The sequence below is a fragment of the Actinomadura meyerae genome, assembly GCF_900188445.1.
GTDB classification, from domain to species: domain Bacteria; phylum Actinomycetota; class Actinomycetes; order Streptosporangiales; family Streptosporangiaceae; genus Spirillospora; species Spirillospora meyerae.
The window spans coordinates 1-21,805 of sequence record NZ_FZOR01000065.1 but is presented as its reverse complement, the minus strand read 5'-3'; the positions used below and the strand labels follow the sequence as shown (position 1 = coordinate 21,805).

The window sequence follows — 21,805 nt, the reverse complement described above, 5'->3', positions numbered from 1 at the left end:
GAGGTGTGGGCGGGTTAACATTCCGGTCCGCCCTCCTGTTACCGCTGAGTACGGGACGCCTGGCGGGACGGGGCGGCCGGGCGCGCCCGCACCGTCCGGGCCAGGGGTTCAATGTGCCGAGTGCACGGGCGGAGCCCGGTTCGCGTGGCAGAATGTCAGCCGCCGTGGAGCGCGGCGGTGTGCCGGAGGGAGGTGCGGCGGCGTGTCCGAAGCCGGTCGACGCCGTCCGGGACTCACCCGACCGGTCCTCGTCCCGCGCGGGCTCGGTGCCCGGGCGACCGCGGCCCTCACCGTCCTCACCCTTGGGGCGGCCGTGGCCGTGCCGGTGGCGATGGTCTCCGGCGGGGAGCGGGAGGCCGGGCGCAGCGCCGCCGCCGGAGCCGCGGCCGGGCCGCTCGTCGGCGCGCCGACCGACCAGATCCGGTCGCGCGAGTGGCACCTGAAGGCCCTGCGCGCGCAGAAGGCGTGGAAGTACTCCCGGGGACGCGGCGTCACCGTCGCCGTCCTTGACACCGGCGTCGACGGCGGCCACCCCGACCTCAGCGGCCGCGTCGTCGACGGCCCCGACCTCACCGGCGGCGTCCGGAGCCCCGGCAGCCGCTACTGGGGCCTGCACGGGACGTCCATGGCCAGCATCATCGCCGGCCACGGGCACGGCCCCGGGCTCCAGCAGGGGATGATGGGCGTGGCGCCGCTCAGCCAGATCCTGTCCGTGCGCGTCACGCTCGAGAACGACGACCCGCTGCGGCAGGACAACGGCGCCCAGTCCGGCACCGGCGAGCACGACGCCGTCGCCCAGGGCATCCGCTACGCCGTCGACCACGGCGCCGGCATCATCAACATGTCGCTCGGCGGCGGGCGCCAGTTCTACAACGGCACCAAGTCCCAGGAGGACGCGATCCGGTACGCGCTCTCCAAGGGCGTCGTGCTGATCGCCTCCGCCGGCAACGACGGCTCGGGCGCCAACCGCAAGAACTTCCCCGCCGCCTACCCGGGCGTGATCGCCGTCGGCGCGCTCGACCGCCGGCTGCGGCTCTGGAAGGACAGCAACCGCCGCTCCCGCGCCGCCGTGTGCGCGCCGGGCGTCGACATCGTCAGCGCCGACGCCAGCAACGGCTACGTCGTCGGGACGGGCACGAGCGCGTCCTCGGCGATGGTCGCCGGGGTCGCCGCGCTCATCAAGTCCCGCTACCCGAAGCTGTCCCCGGCCGAGGTCAGGCGGGCGCTCATCCAGGGCTCCCCGGCCCGTCCCGGCTCGCCGACCGGTTCGCCGACCTGCCGCGGGACGGTCGACGCGGTCCGCGCGCTGGTCGCCGCGCACAACATCAACAAGACCTCCAGCGGGCCGGTGGAGACACCGCCGCCGCCCGCGCCCACCCCGGCGCCGGTCGCGGAGTCCCCAGCGCGGGACGTCGGCGTCCTGCTCCCGCTCGTCCTCGGCGGCGGGGGGCTGCTCGTCGCCGTCGGGCTGGTGCTCGGCTGGCGGCAGCGGCGCCGCCCGGAGGAGGACGTCGAGGAGACCGACGCCGTCCCCGACTACGGCCTGCCGCCCGCGCCGCGCGAGCCCGTCGCCGTCCCGGCGGCCGCGCCCGTCTCGGCCGGGCCCGCCGCCGCCGACCCCGGGTTCGCCCCGGTCAACGTGCCGCTCTGGCAGAACACGGAGGCGTACCAGGGCCCGCCGCTGGCACCGGAGATCCCGCCGCGCCTCGGCATGTCCTGGGACGAGCGCGAGGACGGGCGCGACGCCGGACGCGAGGCAGGGCGCGAGGAGGGGCGGCAGGACGAGCCCTGGGACGGGCACCGGGACGAGCATCAGGACGGGTACGCGGAGCCCGGCGGTGCGGCGTCCGGTCCCGAGCCCTTCGAGGTGCCGCTCCCGCCGACCATCGAACCGAAGCCGCCCATCATGCGGCACGAGATGCGCCCGTTCCTGCCCGGCGAGTTCGCGTCCAACGGCACCAACGGCCACGACCCGCTGAACGGGAACGACCCGCTGAACGGGAACGGCTCGCTGAACGGGAACGGCTCGGGCGGCGGGCAGCACGCGAACGGCCGGCACGCCGGGGGCCGCCACGCCGCCGGCGTGGACGACGGCGAGACCGACGGCACCGGCCTGGACGGCACGGGCCTGGAGGGCGCCGGTCTGGAGGGCACCGGCCTGGACGGGGCCGTCCCGGACGACCCGCCTCTCGACGACGCCGACTGGGAGGAGTTCCGGCGCGGGGCCCTCGGCCCGCTCGCGGCGCCGGAGGACCCGCCCGCTCCGCCCGCTGCGGTATCCCCGGAGCCGCTCGACGACGTCCTCCCGCCGCCCGTACCTCCGCTGGAGGACGAGCCCGCGGACGGCCACCCGCAGGCGGCCGCGGACGACGACCGCCCGCACGGACGGCGCTCCCGGCACGCGCGCCCCGCCGAGGACGAGGACTACCGGCCCCCCTGGTGGTGAGCGCGGCGTCCGGTGGCGGTCGCGGTACTCCGGGGGGCGTAGCGCGGGTGTCTCCGGCGGGCCGATGCGGCACCCCGGACCTCTCGCCGAGCATCGACGTATCCGCACAGGAAGGGTCGATGAACCATGATGACGACACTGACGGCACAGGCGGCGCAGGTCGCGGCGATGCACCCGGGCGGCTGGCAGGACGGGGACGCGCCCGCCTTCTGGCCGGTCTTCCCGATCACGTTCGGCCTGTTCTGGCTGGCCGTGCTGGGGGCCGTGTTCTACCTGATCCGCCGCCGCACCGGCAGCGGGGCCGGGGGCGCGGCGGCCGCGGCGTCCGACCCGCTCGCCAAGGCGCGCTCGGTGCTCGCCGAGCGGTTCGCCCGCGGCGAGATCGACGAGGACGAGTACCTCCGGCGCACGTCCGCGCTGCACAACTCCGACTGACCGCCGCCCCGTCCCGCCGGGGGCGACGCCGCCGACCAGGCCCCCGCCCGGTCGGCGGTTCAGTCTGCGGCGGTTCGGTGGGCGGCCGCCAAGTCGCCGGGGTTCAGTCGGCGGCGGCCTCTTCGAAGATCCGGCCGATGCCGTCGGAGTACTCCGGCGCCCGCGCGGCGGCGTCGGCGAAGCGGGACAGCAGCCGGGCGAACTCGGCGCGCTCGTCCGCCGACCAGCCCGCCATCAGGGCGTCGAGGTAGTCGCGGCGGGACCGGTCGGCGACCCGCTTGACGCGCTGCCCGGCCTCGGTCAGCCCGAGGTTGGCGCGGCGCGCGTCGACGGGGGAGGGGCGCCGCGACACCAGCCCGGCGTCGATGGCGTGCCCGACCAGCCGGCTCGCGGTGGACGGGTCGATCTCCAGCCGCTCGGCGACGGCGCCGACCGTCACCTCGCCGGGCCGCCCGGCGGAGTCCTCCGGCGGACCCGCGGCACTGAGGGCGGCGACGGCGTTCACCACCATGAGGTTGGACAGCTGGAGCGGCCGGCCGTCCGCGCAGGCGGACGTCTGGGCGCGGATCCGCCGCATGAGGTCGGGTTTGGCCCACACGCGGCGCAGGTGGAACAGCGCCATCGCGATGTCGGCGAGCGCGGGATCGTGGGCGTGCTCGTCGGGAGCCCCGTCCGCCGCCGTGCTCGCTCCGGGGTCCGGTGCTGCGTCCGGTGACCCGGGCGGCATCGGGGCGTCCGGCTCGGCGGGCCGTCCCGTCGCGGGGGTCTCCGTCGCCATGCAGGTCTCCGTTCGCGAAGTCGGACGCCGGACGTTCGGAACTCCCCACTCTAACGTATGTAGTCTGCATATGATCGGGATTCCTGCGACAGGTGTTCCGGCCGAGACACGCGGTGCGATGGAGCCGCAGGTGAAGCGGGATGTGATGCACTGAACCACCGGCCCCGTTCGCGCCGAACCACCGGAACTTGTCGGCTCGGACGCGTAGCATGGCACCCGCCCGAACCCGGACGACCCGGGATCAGTAACCACAGAGGGGACCTGATGCGAGCGGCGAACGCCCCCGGTGACCCCCGCGGTGACGTCCCCCCACAGGACGGAAGCATGGACGATGGCCGACCCCCGCGACCGCTGACCGACGACGCCCCGCTCGGCGGCGGGCCCGGTGACGGGCTCGACGGCGAGTCCGCCGGCGAACTCGACGACGAGGGCGGGGCGGACGCCGCCGCCTTCCCCGCCGGCCGCCTCTCCGACCGCGAACGGCGGATCCTCGCCTTCGAGCGGCAGTGGTGGAAGTACGCCGGCGCCAAGGAGCAGGCCATCCGCGAGCTGTTCGACATGTCGGCGACGCGGTACTACCAGCTCCTGAACATCCTGATCGACCGGCCCGAGGCGCTCGAGTGCGACCCCATGCTCGTCAAGCGCCTGCGCCGGATGCGGTCGCAGCGGCAGCGCAGCCGCGCCGCGCGCCGACTCGGCATCCGGCCCTGAGCCGACCACACTGGGTGGCGTGAACTCTCCTCCCCGCTCCGTGACGGACGCCGGCGCCGCCGGCCTCGACGCGATCCGCGCGAACCCGGCCGGGGCCGTGCTCGGCTTCGACTTCGACGGCACGCTGGCGCCGATCGTGGCCGACCCGGCCGCGGCGCGGGCCCACCCCGGCGCCGCCCCCGCGCTCGCCCGGCTGGCCCCGCTGGTCGGCGCGGTGGTGATCATCACCGGCCGGCCCGCGGCCGTGGCCGTCGAGTACGGCGGACTGGCGGGCATCGACGGGCTCGTCGTCCTCGGCCAGTACGGGCTCGAACGCTGGGAGTCCGGCGAGCTGACCGAGCCGGAGCCGCCGCCGGGCGTCGCCGAGGCGCGCGCGAAGCTGCCCGGCGTCCTCGCCGCCGCGGGCGCCCCGCCGGAGACCTTCGTCGAGGACAAGGGCCAGGCCCTCGCCGTGCACACGCGGCGCTGCGCCGAACCAGAGGTCGCGCTCGAACGGCTCCGGAGCATCCTCGCCGCGCTCGCCGAGCGGACCGGGCTCACCGTGGAGCCGGGACGGCTCGTCCTCGAACTGCGCCCGCCCGGCATGGACAAGGGCAAGGCGCTCCGCTCGTTCGTCGACGGCCTCGGCGCCCGCCCGTCCGCGGTGCTGTTCGCCGGTGACGACCTCGGCGACCTCGCCGCGTTCGACGCCGTCGACGCGCTGCGCGGCGAAGGGGTGCCCGGCGTGCTGGTGTGCAGCGGGTCGGCGGAAGTCACCGCGCTGGCCGAGCGCGCGGACGTGGTGGTCGACGGCCCGGCCGGGGTGGTCGGCATGATCGACGGACTGGCCGGCGACCTGTCCTGACCCCATCCGGCCATCGGCTTGTCGGTGAGGTGACAAGTGCGATGACCAGCTTTGTCGTATCTCGCGCGACTCCGCGGGCACCCATAGACCAAAGGTGCAATTAGGTAAAAATATGGTGAACTGCGATACGCGTGGTTCACGGGGGACCGCGCGAGGACAGGGGAGGCTTGACGGTGGACACGAAACCGGGAGTCCCGCGCGTTCCGGGCGGCGGCGCACTGCACACGCCCGCCCACGGCCTCCCCAAGGCCACTCCGCGGGAGGGGACGCCCGTGCGGCCGCCCGGCGCCCCGGTCCCGCCGGGCGCGCCGAACCGGCCCATCGTCCGGACGCCGCCCGCCGCCGAAGGGCCGCCGAGCGTGTGGGGCAAGCCCCCCGCCGCACCCCCTGCCGCCGTGCCCCGTCCGGCTGCCGCACCCCCCGCTGCCGGCTCGCCGGCCGCGCCGGTGGAGCCCGCCCCTCCGTGGCCGGGCGGCGCGGGGAACGCGCTGGTCGGGGATGCGGAATGGGCCGGGGTGCCCGAGGCGCAGGAGGCCTACTCGCGGCGCGAGGAGCGGTCGTCCACGACCGGGCCGATGGGCGTGCGCGAGACGAGCGGCGTGCAGGTCCGGCTCGGGCCGCGGGAGCGGGCGCGGGAACGGGCGCGCGAGCGGCGGGCGAACGGCGGGGCGGGGCGCCGCAGCGGCCTCGTCGCGGCGGGCGTGCTCGTGCTGGCCGCGCTCGTCACGGCCGGCCTCGTGCTGACGCCCGGATCCGGTGACGACGGCGGCACCGGCACCGGCACCGCACCGTCCGGCGGAGAGCAGCCGCCCGCGGGCACCGGCGAACTGCCCACCGCCGGGAAGCCGATCACGGTCGGCACCGCCGACGGCTCCCAGTACAAGATCGCGGCCGTGTCGGACGGGGTCAGCGGCGGTCTGGAGACGGCGTCGCAGTCGCCGCCGTCGGGGACGTCGTTCGCCTACATCGAGTACATCCTCAGCAACCCGACGCAGAAGCAGGTCCTGCTCGACTTCCCCGGCGACGTGTTCGTCAAGCGGAACCTCATCGCGGCGAACGCGCGCGGGCGGTGCATGCCGCAGGCGGGCGTCCCCGAGGACATGTGCACGCCGCCGACCAAGAGCCAGGTCGTCCGCCACCTCTCTGGCGGCGCGCTGGTCGCGGGGGACGGGGGCGACAAGTACATGCCGCCGGGCTCGGCGTTCCTGGTGCGCGCCACGGTGGACGTCCCGGTCGACCGCGGCATCAAGCGCTCGGACATGGGCCTGTACGTGTGGAAGCAGCTCTACATGGCCGACCAGCTCGCCAAGCAGGCGCCCTTCCCGCGCAAGGAGTGAACGCGAAACCGCCGCGGCCCGGTTCGGGTCGCGGCGGTTCCTGTGGTGCGGGGGTCACCCGCCACTGCGGTCACTCGGCTTCGGGGTCGTCGGCGAGGATCCCGTAGAGGCGGCGGCGGGCGTCGTTGACGACGTCCAGCGCACGCGCCTTCTGGGCCTCACTGCCGACCGCCATCACCTGGTGGAGTGCTCCCATCAGCTGGCCGACGGCCTCGCGCCCGCGCAGGACGTTCTCTCCGGCGGCTTCGGTGACCTCGTCCCAAGGGGCGGTGGTCTGCGCCGACGCCTCCTCGCGGCCGGTGTCGGTGAGGGAGAACAGCCGCTTGCCGCCCTGCTCCTCGCTGCTGACCAGGCCCTCGTCCTCCAGCATCTGGAGGGTCGGGTAGACCGAGCCGGGGCTCGGCCGCCAGACGCCGCCGGTGCGGCCGTCCAGCTCCTGGATCATCTCGTAGCCGTGCATGGGGCGCTCGGCGAGCAGGGCGATCAGCGCCGCCCGGACGTTGCCGCGCCGGGTGCGCCGGCCGCGGCCGCCGCGGCCGCGGTGACCGGGCCCCGGGCCGCCGGGGCCGAATCCGGGTCCGCCCGGACCGAAGCCCGGACCGCCGGGGCCCCACGGGCCGAAGGGTCCGCCGCGGCGCCGGCGGGCCTGGGGACCCCAGAAGCCGCCGCGCCCCCGCATCGGGTGCTCGTGGATCGTGTGCTCGTGCATCGCTTCTCCTTAGTAATGATCGGTTGCGATGCATTAACGATATATCGGAAACATGTCGCATGCAACCCCCGAGGCGGGAGCGCATGCGAACGCGCCCCGCGAGGCGTTCCTCGCGGGGCGCGTTCCAGGAGATGAGAGGCGCGCGGGCGGCGCGCCGGGATCAGGCCAGCGCCGGGATCAGGCCAGGGCCGGGGTCAGGTCAGGGGCCGGTGACCTTCAGCTGGTCGAGGATGTCCTTGGTGGCCTGCCGGTCGTCGGTCTCCTTGACCCTGATCCACAGGCCGAACTTGCCGGTCTTGTCCTTGAGGCCGACCTCCGTGACCGACGGCGTGCCGACCTTGCAGGCGGTGAAGCTGGTGATCGTCCCGCTGAGGGCGCCGTCCGGCGTCGTGTAGTTCTCCGGCGCGGCCTTCGTGCACTGCGGATGAGCGGCCGCGCTCGGCGGCGGAAGCTGGCCGGGACGCAGGTCCGTGGTGACGCCGATGAAGACGCCCGGGCCCTTGCCGTTGCCGAGGAACGCCGCCTTGTCCGGGGTCGCGCGCAGCACCGGCCGGGCCTGCGGGTCGTTCAGCCCGACGGTCGACGGCGACCACGTCTCCTCCTGGCCCTTCGGCCACGCCTTCGGCACCGCGGTCTTGATCTTGCCCGCGGTGTCGGAGACGGCGACGAAGTCCTTCGGGACGGCCGGCGGCTTCTTGTCGTCCTTGTCCTCCTTGCCGTCCCCGCCGGAGAACAGCATGCCGAGCGTCAGCCCGCCGACGAGCGCGACCGCCAGCACGACCACGGTGATGATCAGCGGCGTGAGGAACTTCTTCGGCGCGCCGCTGCCACCCGGCCCGCCGGCGCCGCCGCCTCCGAGACGGCTCATCAGGCCGCCGCCCTGCTTGCCACCGGGCCCCTGCCCCTGACCCTGGACCGGAGGGGGCGCCTGGAAACCCGTGGGCGGTGGCGGGCCGCCGTAGGGGCCGGGCGGGGGCCCGCCCATCGGCTGGCCTGGACCACCGCCGCCCTGCGGGCCGGGGCCGCCGCCCTGCGGATACCCCTGGGGGCCGCCGCCCTGGCCTTGGGGGCCGCCGCCGCCCTGCGGGGGCGGCTGGGTCGGGAAGACAGCCGTCTTGTTGTCATCGCCCTGCGGCGGCCCCTGCTGGTAGGAGGCCGTGCGGTCATTGGCGTTGTCGGGGGGCGTGGGCACCTCGGGCTGCCCGAACGGGACGGCGCGTCCGCCCGGCTCGTCCACGATCGTCTGCTCCCCGCCCGGCTGCGGGCGCGGCGGCCGGCGCATCTCGGACGTGCGGACGTCGTCCTCCACGGGCTGGTCGAACCGCGTCTGCATGTCGGCCGGGCCCGCCTGCCCCGCGCCGGGGCCTGCGGCGGCGCCGGGGCCGGGCGCGGGCGGACGCGCCAGGGAACCGTCCCGGTAGAAGTCCTGCACGGTGGCGTCCGCGTCGATCCGCGGGTTCTGCGGCCCCGGCCCCGGCACGGGCGCGGGCTGGGCGGGCTGTGCGGATTGGGCCGAAGGCGCGGCCGGTGCCGGGGGCGCCGTCGTCGGGCGCAGCGTCGACAGGGCCTCCGCGAACGCCTCCGCGGTCGGCCAGCGCTTCTCCCGCTCCACCTCCAGCGCCCGCATGATGACCTGGTCGAACGCCGGGGGCAACCCCTCGCGCAGCTCGCTCGGCGGCGACTTGACCGGGGCCGGGCCCGGGGCCCGTCCGGTGATCATGTGGTAGGTCAGCGCGCCGAGGCCGTACACGTCGGCGCGGACGTCCAGCCCGCCGCCGAACCGCGCCTGCTCCGGCGACATGTAGCCGGGGGTGCCGACCGGCAGCGTGAACGCCCCCGACGCGTGCGCCAGGGCCTTGGCCAGGCCGAGGTCGGCGATGAGCAGCTTCTCGCCGCCGTCCGGCGTCGACTGGAACAGCACGTTGGACGGCTTCAGGTCCCGGTGGATCACCCCGAGCGTGTTGATCACCTCGACGCCGTAGGCGATCTGCTCGGCCAGCGCCACCACGTCGCTGACCGGAAGTGGCCGCTCCCGCATGCGGTCGCCGAGCGTCCCGCGGTCGGCGTACGACATGACGAAGTAGGGGCGCCCGTCCGGCAGCTCCCCGATGTCATGGACGCGGACGAGCCGCTCGGAGTCGGCGCGGCGCAGGATCCGGGCCTCCTCCAGGAAGCGGTTGCGCACGTCCAGATCGTCGATCAGATTGCTGTTCAGGACCTTGATGGCGACCTGGGACTCCAGGGCGTCGTCGTGTCCCAGCCACACCGAGGCGAACGCCCCCGAACCCAGGACGCGATCGATTCGGTAACGGCCTACAGCTGGTGGGAAAGACACTCCCGTATCATCCCAGCAAACGGGGTGAGCCCGCGAACGAGCAATGAGGCGGCATGGCATTCGACGAGAGGACCGAGGAGCTGGCCGTGAGGGCCGCCCAGGGCGACCAGGGCGCGCTCAACGAGCTCCTCCGCAAGATCGAGCCGGACGTGCTGCGGCACAGCTCGCGGTTCCTGCCCTGCCGGCAGGACGCCGAAGAGGCCTGCCAGGACGCGCTGCTCCAGGTCGCCCGCAACATCCACCGGTTCGAGGGCCGGTCGCGGTTCAGCACCTGGCTGCACGTGGTCGTCGCCAACTCCGCGCGCTCCACCTACCGGTCCCTGAAGCGGCGCTCGGTCGAGCAGGCCGGCGAGCTGCCCCAGCAGCGCCCCGACCCCCGCCGCACCAGCGTCATCGCCGGGTCCCGGGTCGACATCCTCGACGCCATGGAGGACCTGGAGGCCCGCAAACCCGACCTCATCCAGGCCCTCGTCCTGCGGGACGTCTCCCAGCTGGAGTACGCGGAGATCGCCGAGCAGCTCAAGCTCCCGCTCGGCACGGTCAAGTCCCGCATCCACGAGGCGCGCAAGCAGGTCAGGCAGACGTTGGGCGAGTCCTACACCTGACGGGCGCACCTGACGGGCGGCACCGCGGGCCGCCCCGGACCGCGCCTCCCGGCAGGCCCGTCAAGGGTCGGTCATCGGCCGGTCACGGTGCGTCAAGAACGCAGGCCGGGGCATGTGCGCGTCCACCAGCATGCGGTGCATGCCATCAGGACCGGCCTCCCGCCACGACCGCCCGATCTTCGTCCTCGGCTGCGCCCGCTCGGGCACGACGCTGCTGCGGCTCATGCTCCACTCGCACCCGCGCATCGCGATCCCCGGCGAGACGAAGTTCGTCCTCCCCGCCTACACGGGACGGTGCGATTTCGGTGACCTCGCGGACAGTGAGAACAGGCGCGCCCTCGCAAAGTGGATCACGGGCGACCGGTCGACCAAGGTGCACACCCTCGGGCTGGACGCCGACGCGGTCATCGACGAGATCGTCGCCGGGCCGCCCACCCTCGGCTCCGCGATCGGCACCGTCTTCCGCGCCTACGCGCGGCTGCACGGCAAGCCGCGCTGGGGCGACAAGCGGCCGAGCTACGCCCGGTACGCGGGCGCGCTGCTGCGGATGTTTCCGGACGCGCAGTTCGTCCACCTCGTCCGGGACGGCCGGGACTGCGTCGCCTCGCTGCTGGAGATGCCCTGGTACGACGGCGACGTCCACCACGCGGTCTCGCTCTGGCGGGAGACGATCGACCAGGGCCGCCGGCTCGCCCACCGCCTCGGCCCCGACACCTACTACGAGCTGCAGTACGAGCGGCTCGTCGCCGACCCCGCCGACGAGCTGGCGCGGCTCTGCGGATTCCTCGGCGAGGACTTCGACCCGGTGATGACGCATCCCGACGAGCTGGCGCGGCGGACCGTCCCGTCCCGCAAGCGGTGGCACGGCCGGACGCACGACGCCGTCAACACCGGCCGCGTCGGGTCGTGGGCGGAGCGCCTCGACCCCTGGGAGATCAGCCTGGCGGAGGCCGCGTTCGGGGAGCGGCTCGCCGAATACGGCTACGAGCCGAGCGGCCTGCCGAAGCCGCCCGCGTCCCAGCTCGCCCACTTCGCCCGCGTCAGCGCCCACCGCCGGATGGCGCAGAGCAAGGACGCGCTGCGGGAGCGCTGGAAGCAGCGCCACGAGCCGAACCCGGTCGAATGCCGGCTGGCCGCCGAGACGTCCCCGAGCGCCACCTGAAACGGGCGTGCGGCGGGAGGCGTCAGTCGAGGGCGGCGAGCTGGTCGGCGAACCAGCGCTGCGGCGGGAGCGCCGACGCGGCCGCGGCCAGGCGGGCGCAGCGCTCGGCGCGCAGACCGCGGGGCATCAGCAGCGCCTGGTGCAGGGTCTCCGCCGTCTGCGACACGTCGTACGGGTTCACAATCAGGGCGTCTTCCGACAGTTCGGAAGCGGCCCCCGCCTCCCGTGACAGCACGAGCGTGCACCCCTGCTCCGACAGGACGGGCCCTTCCTTCGCGACCAGGTTCATGCCGTCCCGGATGGGGTTGACCAGCAGGACGTCGGCGAGGCCGTAGGCGGCGAGCGACCGCGGATAGTCGTCGTTCACCTGCAGGATCAGCGGATCCCAGTCGGCCGTGCCGAACTCCTCGGTGATCTGCGCGGCCATCCGCTGGACGGCCGCGGTGTACTCGCGGTACTCGGGCAGGTCGTAGCGGGACGGATAGGCGAACGCCAGGTGCACGACGCGCCCGCGCCACTCGGGATGGTTGACGAGCATCTCGCGGTAGGCGGCCAGGCCGCGCACGATGTTCTTCGACAGCTCGGTCCGGTCGATCCGCACGATGAGCTGGCGGTCGCCCACCTGCTCCCTCAGCGCGCGCGCCCGCTCCACCACGTCCTGCTGGGCAGCGCGCTTGCGCAGCGCCGCCTCGTCCACCCCGAGGCCATGGACGCCCACGTGCGTGGTGTGGCCCCCGCAGGTGACGGTCCGGGCCGACCGGTCGACGCGCGCACCCGGGAGCAGTTCGCAGCAGTCGAGGAACGCCGACGCCCACCGCTCGGTGAGGAACCCCGCGTGGTCCGCGCCGAGTATGCCCAGCAGGACCTGCGTCCCGATGTCGTCCGGCAGCAGCCTGAAGTACTCGGGCGGTGCCCAAGGCGTATGGGAGAAGTGGACGATCCTCAGATCGGGCCGCCGCTCCCGCAGCATCCGCGGGGCGAGCGACAGGTGGTAGTCCTGGATCGCGGCCTTCGCGCCATGGGCGGCGTCCCGCGCCAAGGCGTCGGCGAAGGCCGCGTTGTACGCCTCATAGGACTGCCAGTCGCGCCGTGCACGAGCGTCGAAATGCGGGCTGCGCGGGGTGTCGTACAGCAGATGGTGGACGAACCACAGCGTCGAGTTGGCCACGCCGTTGTACGCACGGTCGAAGGTCGCCGCCGGGATGTCGAGCATCCGCACGGCGGCGCCACCGGTGTCGTAGCCCGCCAGGTCTATGCGGCCGTCCGGTGAACGGCGGGCAGCCGCCCGATCGCCTTCACCGAGGCTCGCGCACACCCACAGCACGTCCGCGGTAGAAGAAGACGGCTCCGCCTGCTGCGCGGGACGCGGCGGCCCTGGGTCGCGCGGGGCGCCCGTGACGGCCGCCAAGCCCGACACCAGCCCGCCCCCACCGCGCCGCATGGCCAGTTCCCCGTCCTCCGACAGCGAGAACGACACAGGGCCTCGGTTGGACGCCACCAGCACTTGGCTCATAGGGGCAGGGTCTCAGTTGCGACGCAGGCGCTCCACAGTGACCCGCGTGGTTTCCGCCACGGACGCCAAACCCCGCCGCCGCGGCCGGATCCGGCGCGATTAGCCGGAGAGGCGCGGGGTAACCGGGCCGCATGAGCAGGTCCGAGACGACGAAGACCGTGCTCGTCGCCGGAGCGGCCAATCTCGTCCTCGCGATCGTCAAGCTGATCGCCGGCCTGCTGGCCGGGTCGAGCGCGATGCTCGCCGAGAGCGCCCACTCCGTGGCGGACACCCTCAACCAGTCCTTCCTCCTCGCCTCGCTGCGGCGCAGCGAGCGACCCCCCGACCGGCGGCACCCCTTCGGCTACGGCAACGAGCGGTACGTCTGGTCGCTGCTCGCCGCGTTCGGCATCTTCATCGCCGGAGCCGGATTCTCGATCTTCGAGGGCATCCTGACCATGACCGGTCACGGCGGCACCGGCACCGCGGTGTGGCTCGCCTACGCCGTCCTGGCCCTCGCCGCCGTGCTGGAGGGCGCGTCCTGGATACGCGCCTTCTACCAGGCACGCAAGGAGACCCGCGAGAACGGCCGCGACCTCGTCGAGCACGTCCGCAGGTCGCCCGACCTGACGTTCAAGACCGCGCTGTTCGAGGACAGCGCCGCCATGGTCGGTCTCGCCCTCGCCGCCGGCGGGCTGGTGCTGCGGCAGCTGACCGGGTCCGAGTTCTGGGACGGGCTCGCGTCCGTCCTCATCGGCGTGCTGCTCGCCGGGCTCGCGCTGCTGATCGGCCGGGAGAGCTCGGTGCTGCTCATCGGGCGCGCCGCCGACCCCAACGACCAGCGCGTGATCCGCGCGGAGATCCTCCGCGCGCCCGGCGTGACCGGCGTGGACGAACTGCTGACCATGCACTTCGGTCCCGAGCAGCTGCTCGTCGCGGCCAAGGTCCACTTCTCCGACGCGATCAGCGCCGACCAGGCCGAGGACGTCGCCGGCGAGATCGACCGGCGGCTCCGCGAGCGGATCCCGATCATCCGGCACGTGTTCCTGGACCCGACCCAGCGGCCCACCCGCAAGGGATCGGCGGCGTGATCAAGACCTCAGCCGGGTACCGTCTCAACCACTGGACCCGCCTGTCTGGCATCCGGTCAGTTCATGTAAAGTCACGCATACGAGTTCAAAGCACTCGTGACCACAACTGAATACCGCTCATCCAGAGGGGTGGAGGGACCGGCCCTGTGAAGCCCCGGCAACCACCCGGCTGAGGCGCGTCGCGATCCTGCGAGGCCGGCCGGGAGATGGTGCCAACTCCGGCCTGCGACCAAGGTGGCGCAGGGAAGATGGGGAGAAAGGCCTCGCTTCATGGCACTCACGCCTGCCACAGACCTCGGACCCGCGACCGCGCTCGTCTGCCGCGAATGCGGCACCACCCGCGATCTCGGCCCCTTCTACGCCTGTGAAGAGTGTTTCGGCCCCCTGGAGATCGCCTACGACTTCCGGGGCGTCAGCCGGGAGTCCATCGAGTCCGGGCCCCGCAGCATCTGGCGGTACCGGGGGCTGCTGCCCGTCCCGGCGAACGTCGCCGACACCCCGAACACCGAGCCCGGCCTGACCCGCCTCGTCCGCGCCGACAACCTCGCCGAGAGCCTCGGCCTGCAGAGCCTGTGGGTGAAGGACGACAGCGGCAACCCGACCCACTCGTTCAAGGACCGCGTCGTCGCCGTCGCGCTCGCCGCCGCCCGCGAACTCGGCTTCAAGGTGCTGGCCTGCCCGTCCACCGGCAACCTCGCCAACGCGGTCGCCGCCGCCGCGGCCCGCGCCGGGATCCGCAGCGCGGTGTTCGTGCCGTCCGACCTCGAAGCCCAGAAGATCATCACCACCGCCGTGTACGGCGGGACGTTCGTGACCGTCGACGGCAACTACGACGACGTCAACCGGCTCGCCTCGGAGATCGCCGGGGAGCAGGACGACTGGGCGTTCGTCAACGTCAACGTCCGGCCGTACTACGCGGAGGGCTCCAAGACGCTCGGCTACGAGATCGCCGAGCAGCTCGGCTGGCGGCTCCCGGACCAGATCGTCGTCCCGGTCGCGTCCGGCTCCCAGCTCACCAAGATCGACAAGGCGTTCCAGGAGCTGATCAAGCTCGGCCTGGTCGAGGACCGCCCGTACCGCGTGTTCGGCGCCCAGGCCGCCGGCTGCGACCCGGTCGCCGCCGCGTTCAAGGCCGGGCACGACGTCGTCCGCCCGGTGAAGCCCGACACGATCGCCAAGTCCCTCGCCATCGGCAACCCCGCCGACGGCCCCTACGTCCTGGACGTCGCCCGCCGCACCAACGGCGCCGTCGAGGACGTCACCGACGCCGAGGTCGTCGAGGGCATCCGCCTCCTCGCCCGCACCGAGGGCATCTTCGGCGAGACCGCCGGCGGCGTCACCGTCGCCACCCTCCGCAAGCTGATCGACGCCGGCACCCTCGACCCCGCCGCCGAGACTGTGATCATCAACTCCGGGGACGGCCTGAAGACCTTGGACGCCGTCGCCCCGGTCGTCGCACCGTCCGCGAACATCGCCCCGTCCCTGGAGGCGTTCCGCGCCGCCGGCCTCGCCTGAGAGAAGGAGAACCATGAGCGTTTCCGTGCGCATCCCGACGATCCTGCGGACCTACACCGGCGGCGAGTCCGAGGTGAAGGCGGAGGGCGCGACCCTCCGCGCCGTGGTCGCCGACCTGGAGGCGAGCTACGCCGGCATCTCCGCCCGCATCCTGGACGACGCCGGCAAGATCCGCCGCTTCGTCAACGTCTACGTCGGCGACGAGGACGTCCGCTTCGCCGACGGCCTCGACACCGCCACCCCCGACGGCGCGCAGATCTCGATCATCCCCGCCGTCGCCGGCGGCTGACGCCCGCCCGCCGCCCGGTCCCGTCCGCACGGGACCGGGCGCGGGTCTACGATGGCGCGGTGCCAGCGGAACTGATCAACCTCGCGGACGACCTCGGAAACAGCGTCGCGCTACGGGTGACGGGCCAGGAGAACGGCGGCCTCACCGGCGAGATAGAGGTCGGCAGCTATTTCGTCAGCGGCAGCGTGAAGACGTGGCTGGACGCCGAAGACCTCACCGCCTGGGAGAAGGTCCTCGACTCGCTGGCAGAGGGAAACACCGAAGCCGCCTGGCGCGAAGGCCAGCGCGCCACCGAAATCCACCTGGAAGTAGACGACCACGACCGCGTGCACGTCGCCGTGGTCGACGCACACTCCTTTCTGGTGACCGTGGAACTCACGATCGAAGTCCCCGGCGATTGGCTGGAAGACCACCGCGAACGCCTCACCACCGTCCGCGCCCTGCTCGCCGAATAGCGGCCTACCGCCGCCGCTTCCGAGCGATGCCGACGGCCGACAGCACCCAGTGCGTCACACAGACCAGGGCGCAGATCAAGAGCGCCACGACCCCGAGGACGAAGAGCGCGAACGCCAGCTGGTCCTGCCAGCCGATACTCGACATGGCGCAGCTGAAGTCGCAGTTGTACGGACGCTTTTCGTCCATACGAAGGACGAGGCAGCCCCCGGCCAGACATGTCAGCCCGACCACGAGCGGCCACCGGGCGACGGCCCATAAAGGGCCGGCATTCCGTCGTGTCATGGCGCCATGATCTCCCGGCCGCCGTCCCCGGCACATCCCCCTCAGGTCGTGCTCTGCCGCACGCGTGCCGCTAGCCTCCACCCCGTGAAAGATGACGTCCAGCAACTCAAGCCGCTCGACTCCGCGATAGCCGAGGAGTGGGCGCGCAAGACCGGCGAGCCGGACCTGCGCGCCGTTTCGGCGTCCAAGCTGCGCCAGGGCCCCTGGTGGAGCGTCGGCGTCGCGGTCATGGAGTTCATTCGCACCGACCCCCTCGAATCCGAACTGCGCGACGGCATCGCCGCCGCGCTGACCGCCGTGCCCGGCGTGACCGGCGTCGGGGAGGAAGACCGCGAAGTCTGGAGCGTCACCGGCGACGCGAGCGGCAAGGCACTGGTCGAAGCGGTGGCCCAAGTAGTGGACGATTTCGCCGACCGAACCCGCGACGCCCTCCGGCGCGCCTGAATTCGCGTCGCGAAGTGTGACCGCCATGAATCTGGGCGACGCCAAACGAAAGTACCGGGAGGTCCTCGCGGCCGCGCGCTTGGCCGCCTCGGACGACGGCCTGCCCGAAGCCGCCGCGTCCGACGCCGAGCGACGCTTGGACGCAGTCCACAAGGACGCGATGCGCAGCATCGACCAGTACACGACCCGCCGCTTCCTGTCGATCAACGAACGAACCGGCCTGGTCACCAAACTCGAACAGCTGCACCGACAGGCTCAAGCGGACCTGCGCCTGCTGGCCGCCGGACGCCGACGACACACCCGCAGCACCCGCGAGCAGGGTTCCGTCGCAGGTGGGGACGGGTCCGACGGGTAGATGAACCTTCCCCCGGCGAGGATGTGTGGCGCTTGCACTCGGCAGGGTAGAGTGCTAAACAAACGGTTGGCACTCTACTGTGGAGAGTGACAGCTTCACAGTCTGGGTCGGGGCGATGAGGCCTCAGTCCGGCGGCGGAATGGAAGTCGTCGGCCGGGGCCGTCCGTCGCGGGCGTCGGCTCGATCCGTCTAAGCCACCTTGTTCCGGGAGGACTGGAGCCTATGGCTGCAAAGATGATCGCGTTCGACGAGGAGGCCCGCCGCGGTCTCGAGCGCGGCATGAACCAGCTGGCCGATGCAGTAAAGGTGACCCTTGGTCCGAAGGGTCGCAACGTCGTGCTGGAGAAGAAGTGGGGCGCCCCCACGATCACCAACGACGGTGTGTCCATCGCCAAGGAGATCGAGCTCGAGGACGCGTGGGAGAAGATCGGCGCGGAGCTCGTCAAGGAGGTCGCCAAGAAGACCGACGACGTCGCGGGTGACGGCACCACCACCGCGACCGTGCTGGCCCAGGCGCTGGTGCGCGAGGGTCTGCGGAACGTGGCGGCGGGCGCGAACCCGATGTCGCTGAAGCGGGGCATCGAGGCCGCGGTCGAGCGGGTCAGCGAGGAGCTGTCCAAGCTGGCCAAGGACGTGGAGACCAAGGAGCAGATCGCCTCCACGGCGTCCATCTCCGCGGGCGACCCGCAGATCGGCGAGATGATCGCCGAGGCGATGGACAAGGTCGGCAAGGAAGGCGTCATCACGGTCGAGGAGAGCCAGACCTTCGGTCTGGAGCTCGAGCTCACCGAGGGGATGCGCTTCGACAAGGGCTACATCTCGCACTACTTCGTGACCGACCCCGAGCGGATGGAGGCGGTCCTCGAGGACCCGTACATCCTGATCGTTCAGGGCAAGGCGTCGGCCAACAAGGACCTGCTGCCCGTCCTCGAGGGCGTCATGCAGTCCGGCAAGCCGCTGCTGATCATCGCTGAGGACGTCGAGGGCGAGGCCCTGGCCACCCTGGTCGTCAACAAGATCCGAGGGATCTTCAAGTCCGTCGCCGTGAAGGCCCCGGGCTTCGGCGACCGCCGCAAGGCCATGCTGGGCGACATCGCCACGCTGACCGGCGGCCAGGTCATCAGCGAGGACGTGGGTCTCAAGCTGGAGAACACCACGACCGACATGCTGGGCCGCGCCCGCAAGGTCGTCATCACCAAGGACGAGACCACCATCGTGGACGGCGCCGGTGACGCCAACGAGATCGCGGGCCGGGTCAACCAGATCCGCACCGAGATCGACAACACCGACTCCGACTACGACCGCGAGAAGCTCCAGGAGCGCCTGGCCAAGCTCGCGGGCGGTGTCGCGGTCATCAAGGCCGGCGCCGCGACGGAGGTCGAGCTCAAGGAGCGCAAGCACCGCATCGAGGACGCCGTCCGCAACGCCAAGGCCGCGGTCGAGGAGGGCATCGTCCCCGGCGGTGGCGTCGCGCTGCTGCAGGCCGGCACCAAGGCGTTCGACAAGCTGGAGCTCGCGGGCGACGAGGCCACCGGTGCCAACATCGTCAAGCGCGCTCTGGAGGAGCCGCTGAAGCAGATCGCCGTGAACGCCGGCCTCGAGGGCGGCGTCGTGGTGGAGCGGGTCCGCAACCTCACCCCGGGTGAGGGCCTGAACGCCGCCACCGGCGAGTACGTCAACATGTTCGAGTCGGGCATCCTCGACCCGGCCAAGGTGACCCGGTCCGCGCTGCAGAACGCCTCGTCGATCGCCGCGCTGTTCCTGACCACCGAGGCCGTCATCGCCGAGAAGCCCGAGAAGAACCCGGCCCCGGCGGGCGGCATGCCCGACGCCGGCGGCATGGACTTCTGATCGGCGACGCGTAACCGACGCGACATGAGAGGGGCGGCCCCGCGGGCCGCCCCTTTTGTGTGCGCCGCCCGCGGCGGTGCTGCGATCATCCGGGCATGATCGACCTGTTCACCTCCCCGGTACTGCGCATCGACCAGCCGCGCCGTGCGCCCGCCGCCCGCTCCAGGTACAAGATCTCCGACGGCGGCGGAAGGCTGCTGGCGGCGGCGGAGGAGCGCGACGTCTCGCTGCTCCGGCAGGCGGTCAGGACGGCCCTCGGCGGCAGTGACGGCCGCCGGATCGTCCATGTCGAGGACGCCGGGGGAGCCCCGCTGCTGATCGTGGACAAGGAGAACAGGAGAAGGACCCGCGTGAACACCCGCGACGGCGTCCACATCGGCTCCCTGCAGAACCGCGAGCGCTACGACTACGTGCTTCTGGACGCCGCAGAGCGCCCCGTCGGCCACCTGGCCGGCAATCGCGTCGGCCGCAAGTTCCAGGTGCTGGACGCCCACGGCGGTCATGTCGCGCAGCTCGACAAGAAATGGAAGGGCGCCGCCACGGAGATGCTGACGACCGCCGACCGGTACTCGCTGGAGATCTTCCGGCCGCTCGCCGATCCGCTCCGCGTCCTGGTGGTCGCCGCCCCACTCGCGATCGACCTGATGCTGTACGAGACCAAGGACTGGCCGCTCGACTGACCCGTCCGCGCCAGCGTCGAGCAACTCAGCCCCGGGGCGGACGCGATCGGCGTGGCCGCCGCCTTGACGAAGGCCCAGGCCGACGGGGCGAGTAACACGCGGACAGTATCGGCGCCATCCGGACGTCCGGCCTGAGCGTCTCCGGCGCGCCCTTGATCGGAAGGAAAGTATTTCTCGAAGGATGCCTTGACTCGTGGCCGCGCAGGTCAGCGATGCGTTGGCCGGGTCCAGGCACCGCCGGCGGGCGGGCACGGACCGGGAAAGTGCTTCCCCTGCGCGTCCGGCGTTGGCAGGATCGCCGGTTGGACGCCGTCGCATGACGAGGGTGCGGAGGTCGGGAGAGTGACGCGGTCCGCGCCCATGCGGCTGATGAGGCAGGAGAACGCGTGAGCGAAGTGTTCAGCCCTTCGGTACTCAGGATCGAACAGCCTCGCCGGGGCCCGTTCGCGAAGTCGCGGTACAAGGTGATGGACGGTGACGGAACCGTCCTCGCCATCGCGGGGCAGACCGGTGACGAGGGCCGTTCGGAGATGCGGGGCCTGCTCCCGGGCAAGTCGAACCTCGACGCCCGGGCCGTGACGCTGACCACTCCGGACGGTGAGCCGCTGCTGGTCGTGGACAAGCAGACCGGGCGCGAGTACACCGAGATCCTCCGGCCGGACGGCGAGCGCGTCGGGTCGTTCGTCACCGAACGGGTCGGCCGCCGCTACGTCATCTACGACGACGACGGCACGCTCATCGGTGCGGTGGACGTCGACGTGCCGCGCAACAACTTCCAGGTGAAGGATGCCGACGGCCGCAAAGTGGCACACGTGCGAAAGAAGTGGGCAGGGCTCGCGACGCACCTGCTGACGACCGCGGACAAGTACGCGACCGAGATCGCCGATCCCGTTCCGGAACCGCTGCGGACCATGGCGGTCATGACCGCGATCGTCATGGACATGAACCTGCACGAGGCCAAGGAGATCACCTGACCGGCCCCCGCCCCGCGGATGGGCCTTCACGGCGTCCGCGGGGCGGGGTACCGTCCGTGCGTGCAGGCCATGCCGGACCGGTCGAACAGCTGGCGCATCTCGCCGGCGATCCCGACGATCGCGAACTGCGCGCTGGCCGCCCTCTGGTTCTTCTCCGCGCTCGGCGGCTGGGGCGACGCCGCGTTCTGCGGTGAGGACGACGGGCACGACCCCGGATGCGGTGCCGGCTTCACCGACGCGGTGCGGCTGTCGTCTCCACTCGCTCTGCTCGCCACGGCCATCGCCATCACCGCCTGGGCCGCCCGCACGATCCGCCGCCGGCCCGACCGGCTGGACGCGTTCCTGACCGTCGCGGCCATCATCTGGGTGCTCGCCGAGGCGGTGCTCTTCATCGGCGGTTACCTCGCCAAGCCGTGAGTTCGGCCGTTCCTCCGGCGTTGCCGAAAAGAAACATTGGCGGCCCGAATGGAGGGACGAGGCGGCCGAGGCGGGGCGAATCCGGAAGAAGCCCAAGGTAGAACGGGTGTTGTGCGCGGGTTGCGCCCCACGCCGGCGGAGCGGTGTGCCGAGGCGGAAGCGATCCGGCCGTGCGAGCCGGTTTGACGTTCCCGCCTCCTGGGCATACTGTTCACTTCGCCCCACGGGGAGCGGGACGCCTGCCGGCGGCCGACCCAAGGGGAAACCACCAACGAATCGGTCGACACGGTTGTGCTGTGTCCGCTGTGCCGTGGTGGGCGTCGGAAAAGGCTCGGTTTTGACAAACGGGCCGGATCTGATGAAATAGCACCACCGCCCGGAAGGCGCCGCGCAAGCGGAATCGGATGGGCGTTATCGGAGAAAGCCGAAATTGACAGACCGGCCGGAACCGATAAAGTAAGAGAGTCGCCCCGGGGCGGGAAACGCGAAAGCGGATCCAGCACGGTGGGTGTCCGCTTCTTGAGAACTCAACAGCGTGTTAAAAGCCAGTGCCTTTATCGGCTCGGTCCTCTTCGGAGGGTTGAGTCGCCCCGTGGC

At 72.4% G+C, this 21,805-nt stretch carries 21 protein-coding genes, 1 pseudogene and 1 riboswitch; of the genes and pseudogenes, 17 read left to right on the top strand and 5 right to left on the bottom strand.

Annotated elements, in window-relative coordinates; translation table 11 throughout:
- Positions 1–202 precede the first annotated feature (202 nt).
- Both CHF16_RS37425 and CHF16_RS37420 read left to right on the top strand, forming a co-directional pair.
- A complete protein-coding gene (locus CHF16_RS37425; protein WP_143228292.1) occupies positions 203–2,446 on the top strand; it encodes a S8 family peptidase in 2,244 nt (747 codons plus the stop codon).
- Between the two features lie 129 nt (positions 2,447–2,575).
- On the top strand, positions 2,576–2,881 hold the full coding sequence (locus CHF16_RS37420) for an SHOCT domain-containing protein (RefSeq protein WP_218827023.1): 306 nt from the start codon (positions 2,576–2,578) through the stop codon (positions 2,879–2,881).
- A gap of 103 nt (positions 2,882–2,984) precedes the next feature.
- On the opposite strand, the gene CHF16_RS37415 is transcribed toward CHF16_RS37420, so the two are convergent.
- Entirely contained in the window at positions 2,985–3,659 is a 675-nt protein-coding gene (locus CHF16_RS37415; protein WP_245869775.1) for a MarR family winged helix-turn-helix transcriptional regulator, read from the bottom strand.
- A gap of 465 nt (positions 3,660–4,124) precedes the next feature.
- Between CHF16_RS37415 and CHF16_RS41720 the strand changes: the two are divergent.
- The 3 genes and pseudogenes from CHF16_RS41720 to CHF16_RS37400 all read left to right on the top strand — a co-directional run.
- Positions 4,125–4,370, top strand: a pseudogene (locus tag CHF16_RS41720) (DUF3263 domain-containing protein); the annotation flags it as partial.
- Positions 4,371–4,389: 19 nt separating this feature from the next.
- Entirely contained in the window at positions 4,390–5,214 is an 825-nt protein-coding gene (gene otsB / locus CHF16_RS37405; protein WP_245869774.1) for a trehalose-phosphatase, read from the top strand.
- A gap of 173 nt (positions 5,215–5,387) precedes the next feature.
- Complete coding sequence (locus CHF16_RS37400; protein ID WP_143228290.1) at positions 5,388–6,551, top strand: hypothetical protein; 1,164 nt, start codon at positions 5,388–5,390, stop codon at positions 6,549–6,551.
- 70 nt (positions 6,552–6,621) lie between these two features.
- On the opposite strand, the gene CHF16_RS37395 is transcribed toward CHF16_RS37400, so the two are convergent.
- Positions 6,622–7,260, bottom strand: coding sequence for a PadR family transcriptional regulator (locus tag CHF16_RS37395; protein ID WP_245869773.1), 639 nt, complete (start codon positions 7,258–7,260; stop codon positions 6,622–6,624).
- A gap of 199 nt (positions 7,261–7,459) precedes the next feature.
- On the bottom strand, positions 7,460–9,655 hold the full coding sequence (locus CHF16_RS37390) for a serine/threonine-protein kinase (RefSeq protein ID WP_281259439.1): 2,196 nt from the start codon (positions 9,653–9,655) through the stop codon (positions 7,460–7,462).
- Here CHF16_RS37390 and CHF16_RS37385 point away from each other — a divergent pair.
- Together CHF16_RS37385 and CHF16_RS37380 are read left to right on the top strand one after the other, a co-directional pair.
- Positions 9,649–10,200, top strand: a complete 552-nt coding sequence (locus CHF16_RS37385; protein WP_089330928.1) for an RNA polymerase sigma factor — start codon at positions 9,649–9,651, stop codon at positions 10,198–10,200. The two genes, CHF16_RS37390 and CHF16_RS37385, sit on opposite strands and share 7 nt — an antisense overlap.
- 139 nt (positions 10,201–10,339) lie before the next feature.
- Positions 10,340–11,362, top strand: coding sequence for a sulfotransferase family protein (locus tag CHF16_RS37380; protein ID WP_245869771.1), 1,023 nt, complete (start codon positions 10,340–10,342; stop codon positions 11,360–11,362).
- 22 nt (positions 11,363–11,384) lie between these two features.
- Here the strand turns inward: CHF16_RS37380 and CHF16_RS37375 are convergent, their stop codons facing one another.
- Entirely contained in the window at positions 11,385–12,875 is a 1,491-nt protein-coding gene (locus CHF16_RS37375) for an alpha,alpha-trehalose-phosphate synthase (UDP-forming) (protein ID WP_089330927.1), read from the bottom strand.
- A 131-nt stretch (positions 12,876–13,006) separates the two neighbouring features.
- On the opposite strand from CHF16_RS37375, the gene CHF16_RS37370 reads away from it, so the two are divergent.
- The 4 genes from CHF16_RS37370 (at position 13,007) to CHF16_RS37355 (ending at position 16,204) form a co-directional block, all read left to right on the top strand.
- Positions 13,007–13,945, top strand: a complete 939-nt coding sequence (locus tag CHF16_RS37370; RefSeq protein WP_089330926.1) for a cation diffusion facilitator family transporter — start codon at positions 13,007–13,009, stop codon at positions 13,943–13,945.
- A gap of 114 nt (positions 13,946–14,059) precedes the next feature.
- Positions 14,060–14,200, top strand: a riboswitch (SAM riboswitch).
- 15 nt (positions 14,201–14,215) lie between these two features.
- The gene (gene thrC, locus CHF16_RS37365) at positions 14,216–15,460 is read left to right on the top strand and encodes a threonine synthase (protein ID WP_089330925.1); all 1,245 of its coding nucleotides are present in this window, start codon (positions 14,216–14,218) and stop codon (positions 15,458–15,460) included.
- 13 nt (positions 15,461–15,473) lie between these two features.
- Positions 15,474–15,749 carry a MoaD/ThiS family protein gene (locus tag CHF16_RS37360; RefSeq protein ID WP_089330924.1) on the top strand — a complete coding sequence of 92 codons (276 nt, stop codon included), beginning with the start codon at positions 15,474–15,476 and terminating at the stop codon, positions 15,747–15,749.
- Positions 15,750–15,808: 59 nt separating this feature from the next.
- On the top strand, positions 15,809–16,204 hold the full coding sequence (locus tag CHF16_RS37355) for a DUF5959 family protein (RefSeq protein ID WP_089330923.1): 396 nt from the start codon (positions 15,809–15,811) through the stop codon (positions 16,202–16,204).
- A gap of 4 nt (positions 16,205–16,208) precedes the next feature.
- Here the strand turns inward: CHF16_RS37355 and CHF16_RS37350 are convergent, their stop codons facing one another.
- Positions 16,209–16,391: a hypothetical protein gene (locus tag CHF16_RS37350; RefSeq protein ID WP_143228288.1), complete on the bottom strand. Its 183-nt coding sequence runs from the start codon at positions 16,389–16,391 to the stop codon at positions 16,209–16,211.
- 180 nt (positions 16,392–16,571) lie between these two features.
- Here CHF16_RS37350 and CHF16_RS37345 point away from each other — a divergent pair, with 180 nt between their 5' ends.
- From CHF16_RS37345 to CHF16_RS37320, 6 genes are all read left to right on the top strand, one after another.
- Entirely contained in the window at positions 16,572–16,931 is a 360-nt protein-coding gene (locus CHF16_RS37345; RefSeq protein WP_089330921.1) for a hypothetical protein, read from the top strand.
- A 25-nt stretch (positions 16,932–16,956) separates the two neighbouring features.
- A complete protein-coding gene (locus tag CHF16_RS37340; protein WP_089330920.1) occupies positions 16,957–17,286 on the top strand; it encodes a hypothetical protein in 330 nt (109 codons plus the stop codon).
- A 222-nt stretch (positions 17,287–17,508) separates the two neighbouring features.
- The gene (gene groL, locus CHF16_RS37335; RefSeq protein WP_089330919.1) at positions 17,509–19,137 is read left to right on the top strand and encodes a chaperonin GroEL; all 1,629 of its coding nucleotides are present in this window, start codon (positions 17,509–17,511) and stop codon (positions 19,135–19,137) included.
- Between the two features lie 95 nt (positions 19,138–19,232).
- Positions 19,233–19,817 carry a phospholipid scramblase-related protein gene (locus CHF16_RS37330; protein ID WP_089330918.1) on the top strand — a complete coding sequence of 195 codons (585 nt, stop codon included), beginning with the start codon at positions 19,233–19,235 and terminating at the stop codon, positions 19,815–19,817.
- Positions 19,818–20,284: 467 nt separating this feature from the next.
- Positions 20,285–20,791: a phospholipid scramblase family protein gene (locus CHF16_RS37325; protein ID WP_245869770.1), complete on the top strand. Its 507-nt coding sequence runs from the start codon at positions 20,285–20,287 to the stop codon at positions 20,789–20,791.
- 60 nt (positions 20,792–20,851) lie between these two features.
- Positions 20,852–21,208 (top strand): hypothetical protein, encoded by a 357-nt coding sequence (locus CHF16_RS37320; protein WP_143228286.1) that lies wholly within the window; start codon positions 20,852–20,854, stop codon positions 21,206–21,208.
- The last annotated feature ends 597 nt before the right edge of the window (positions 21,209–21,805 follow it).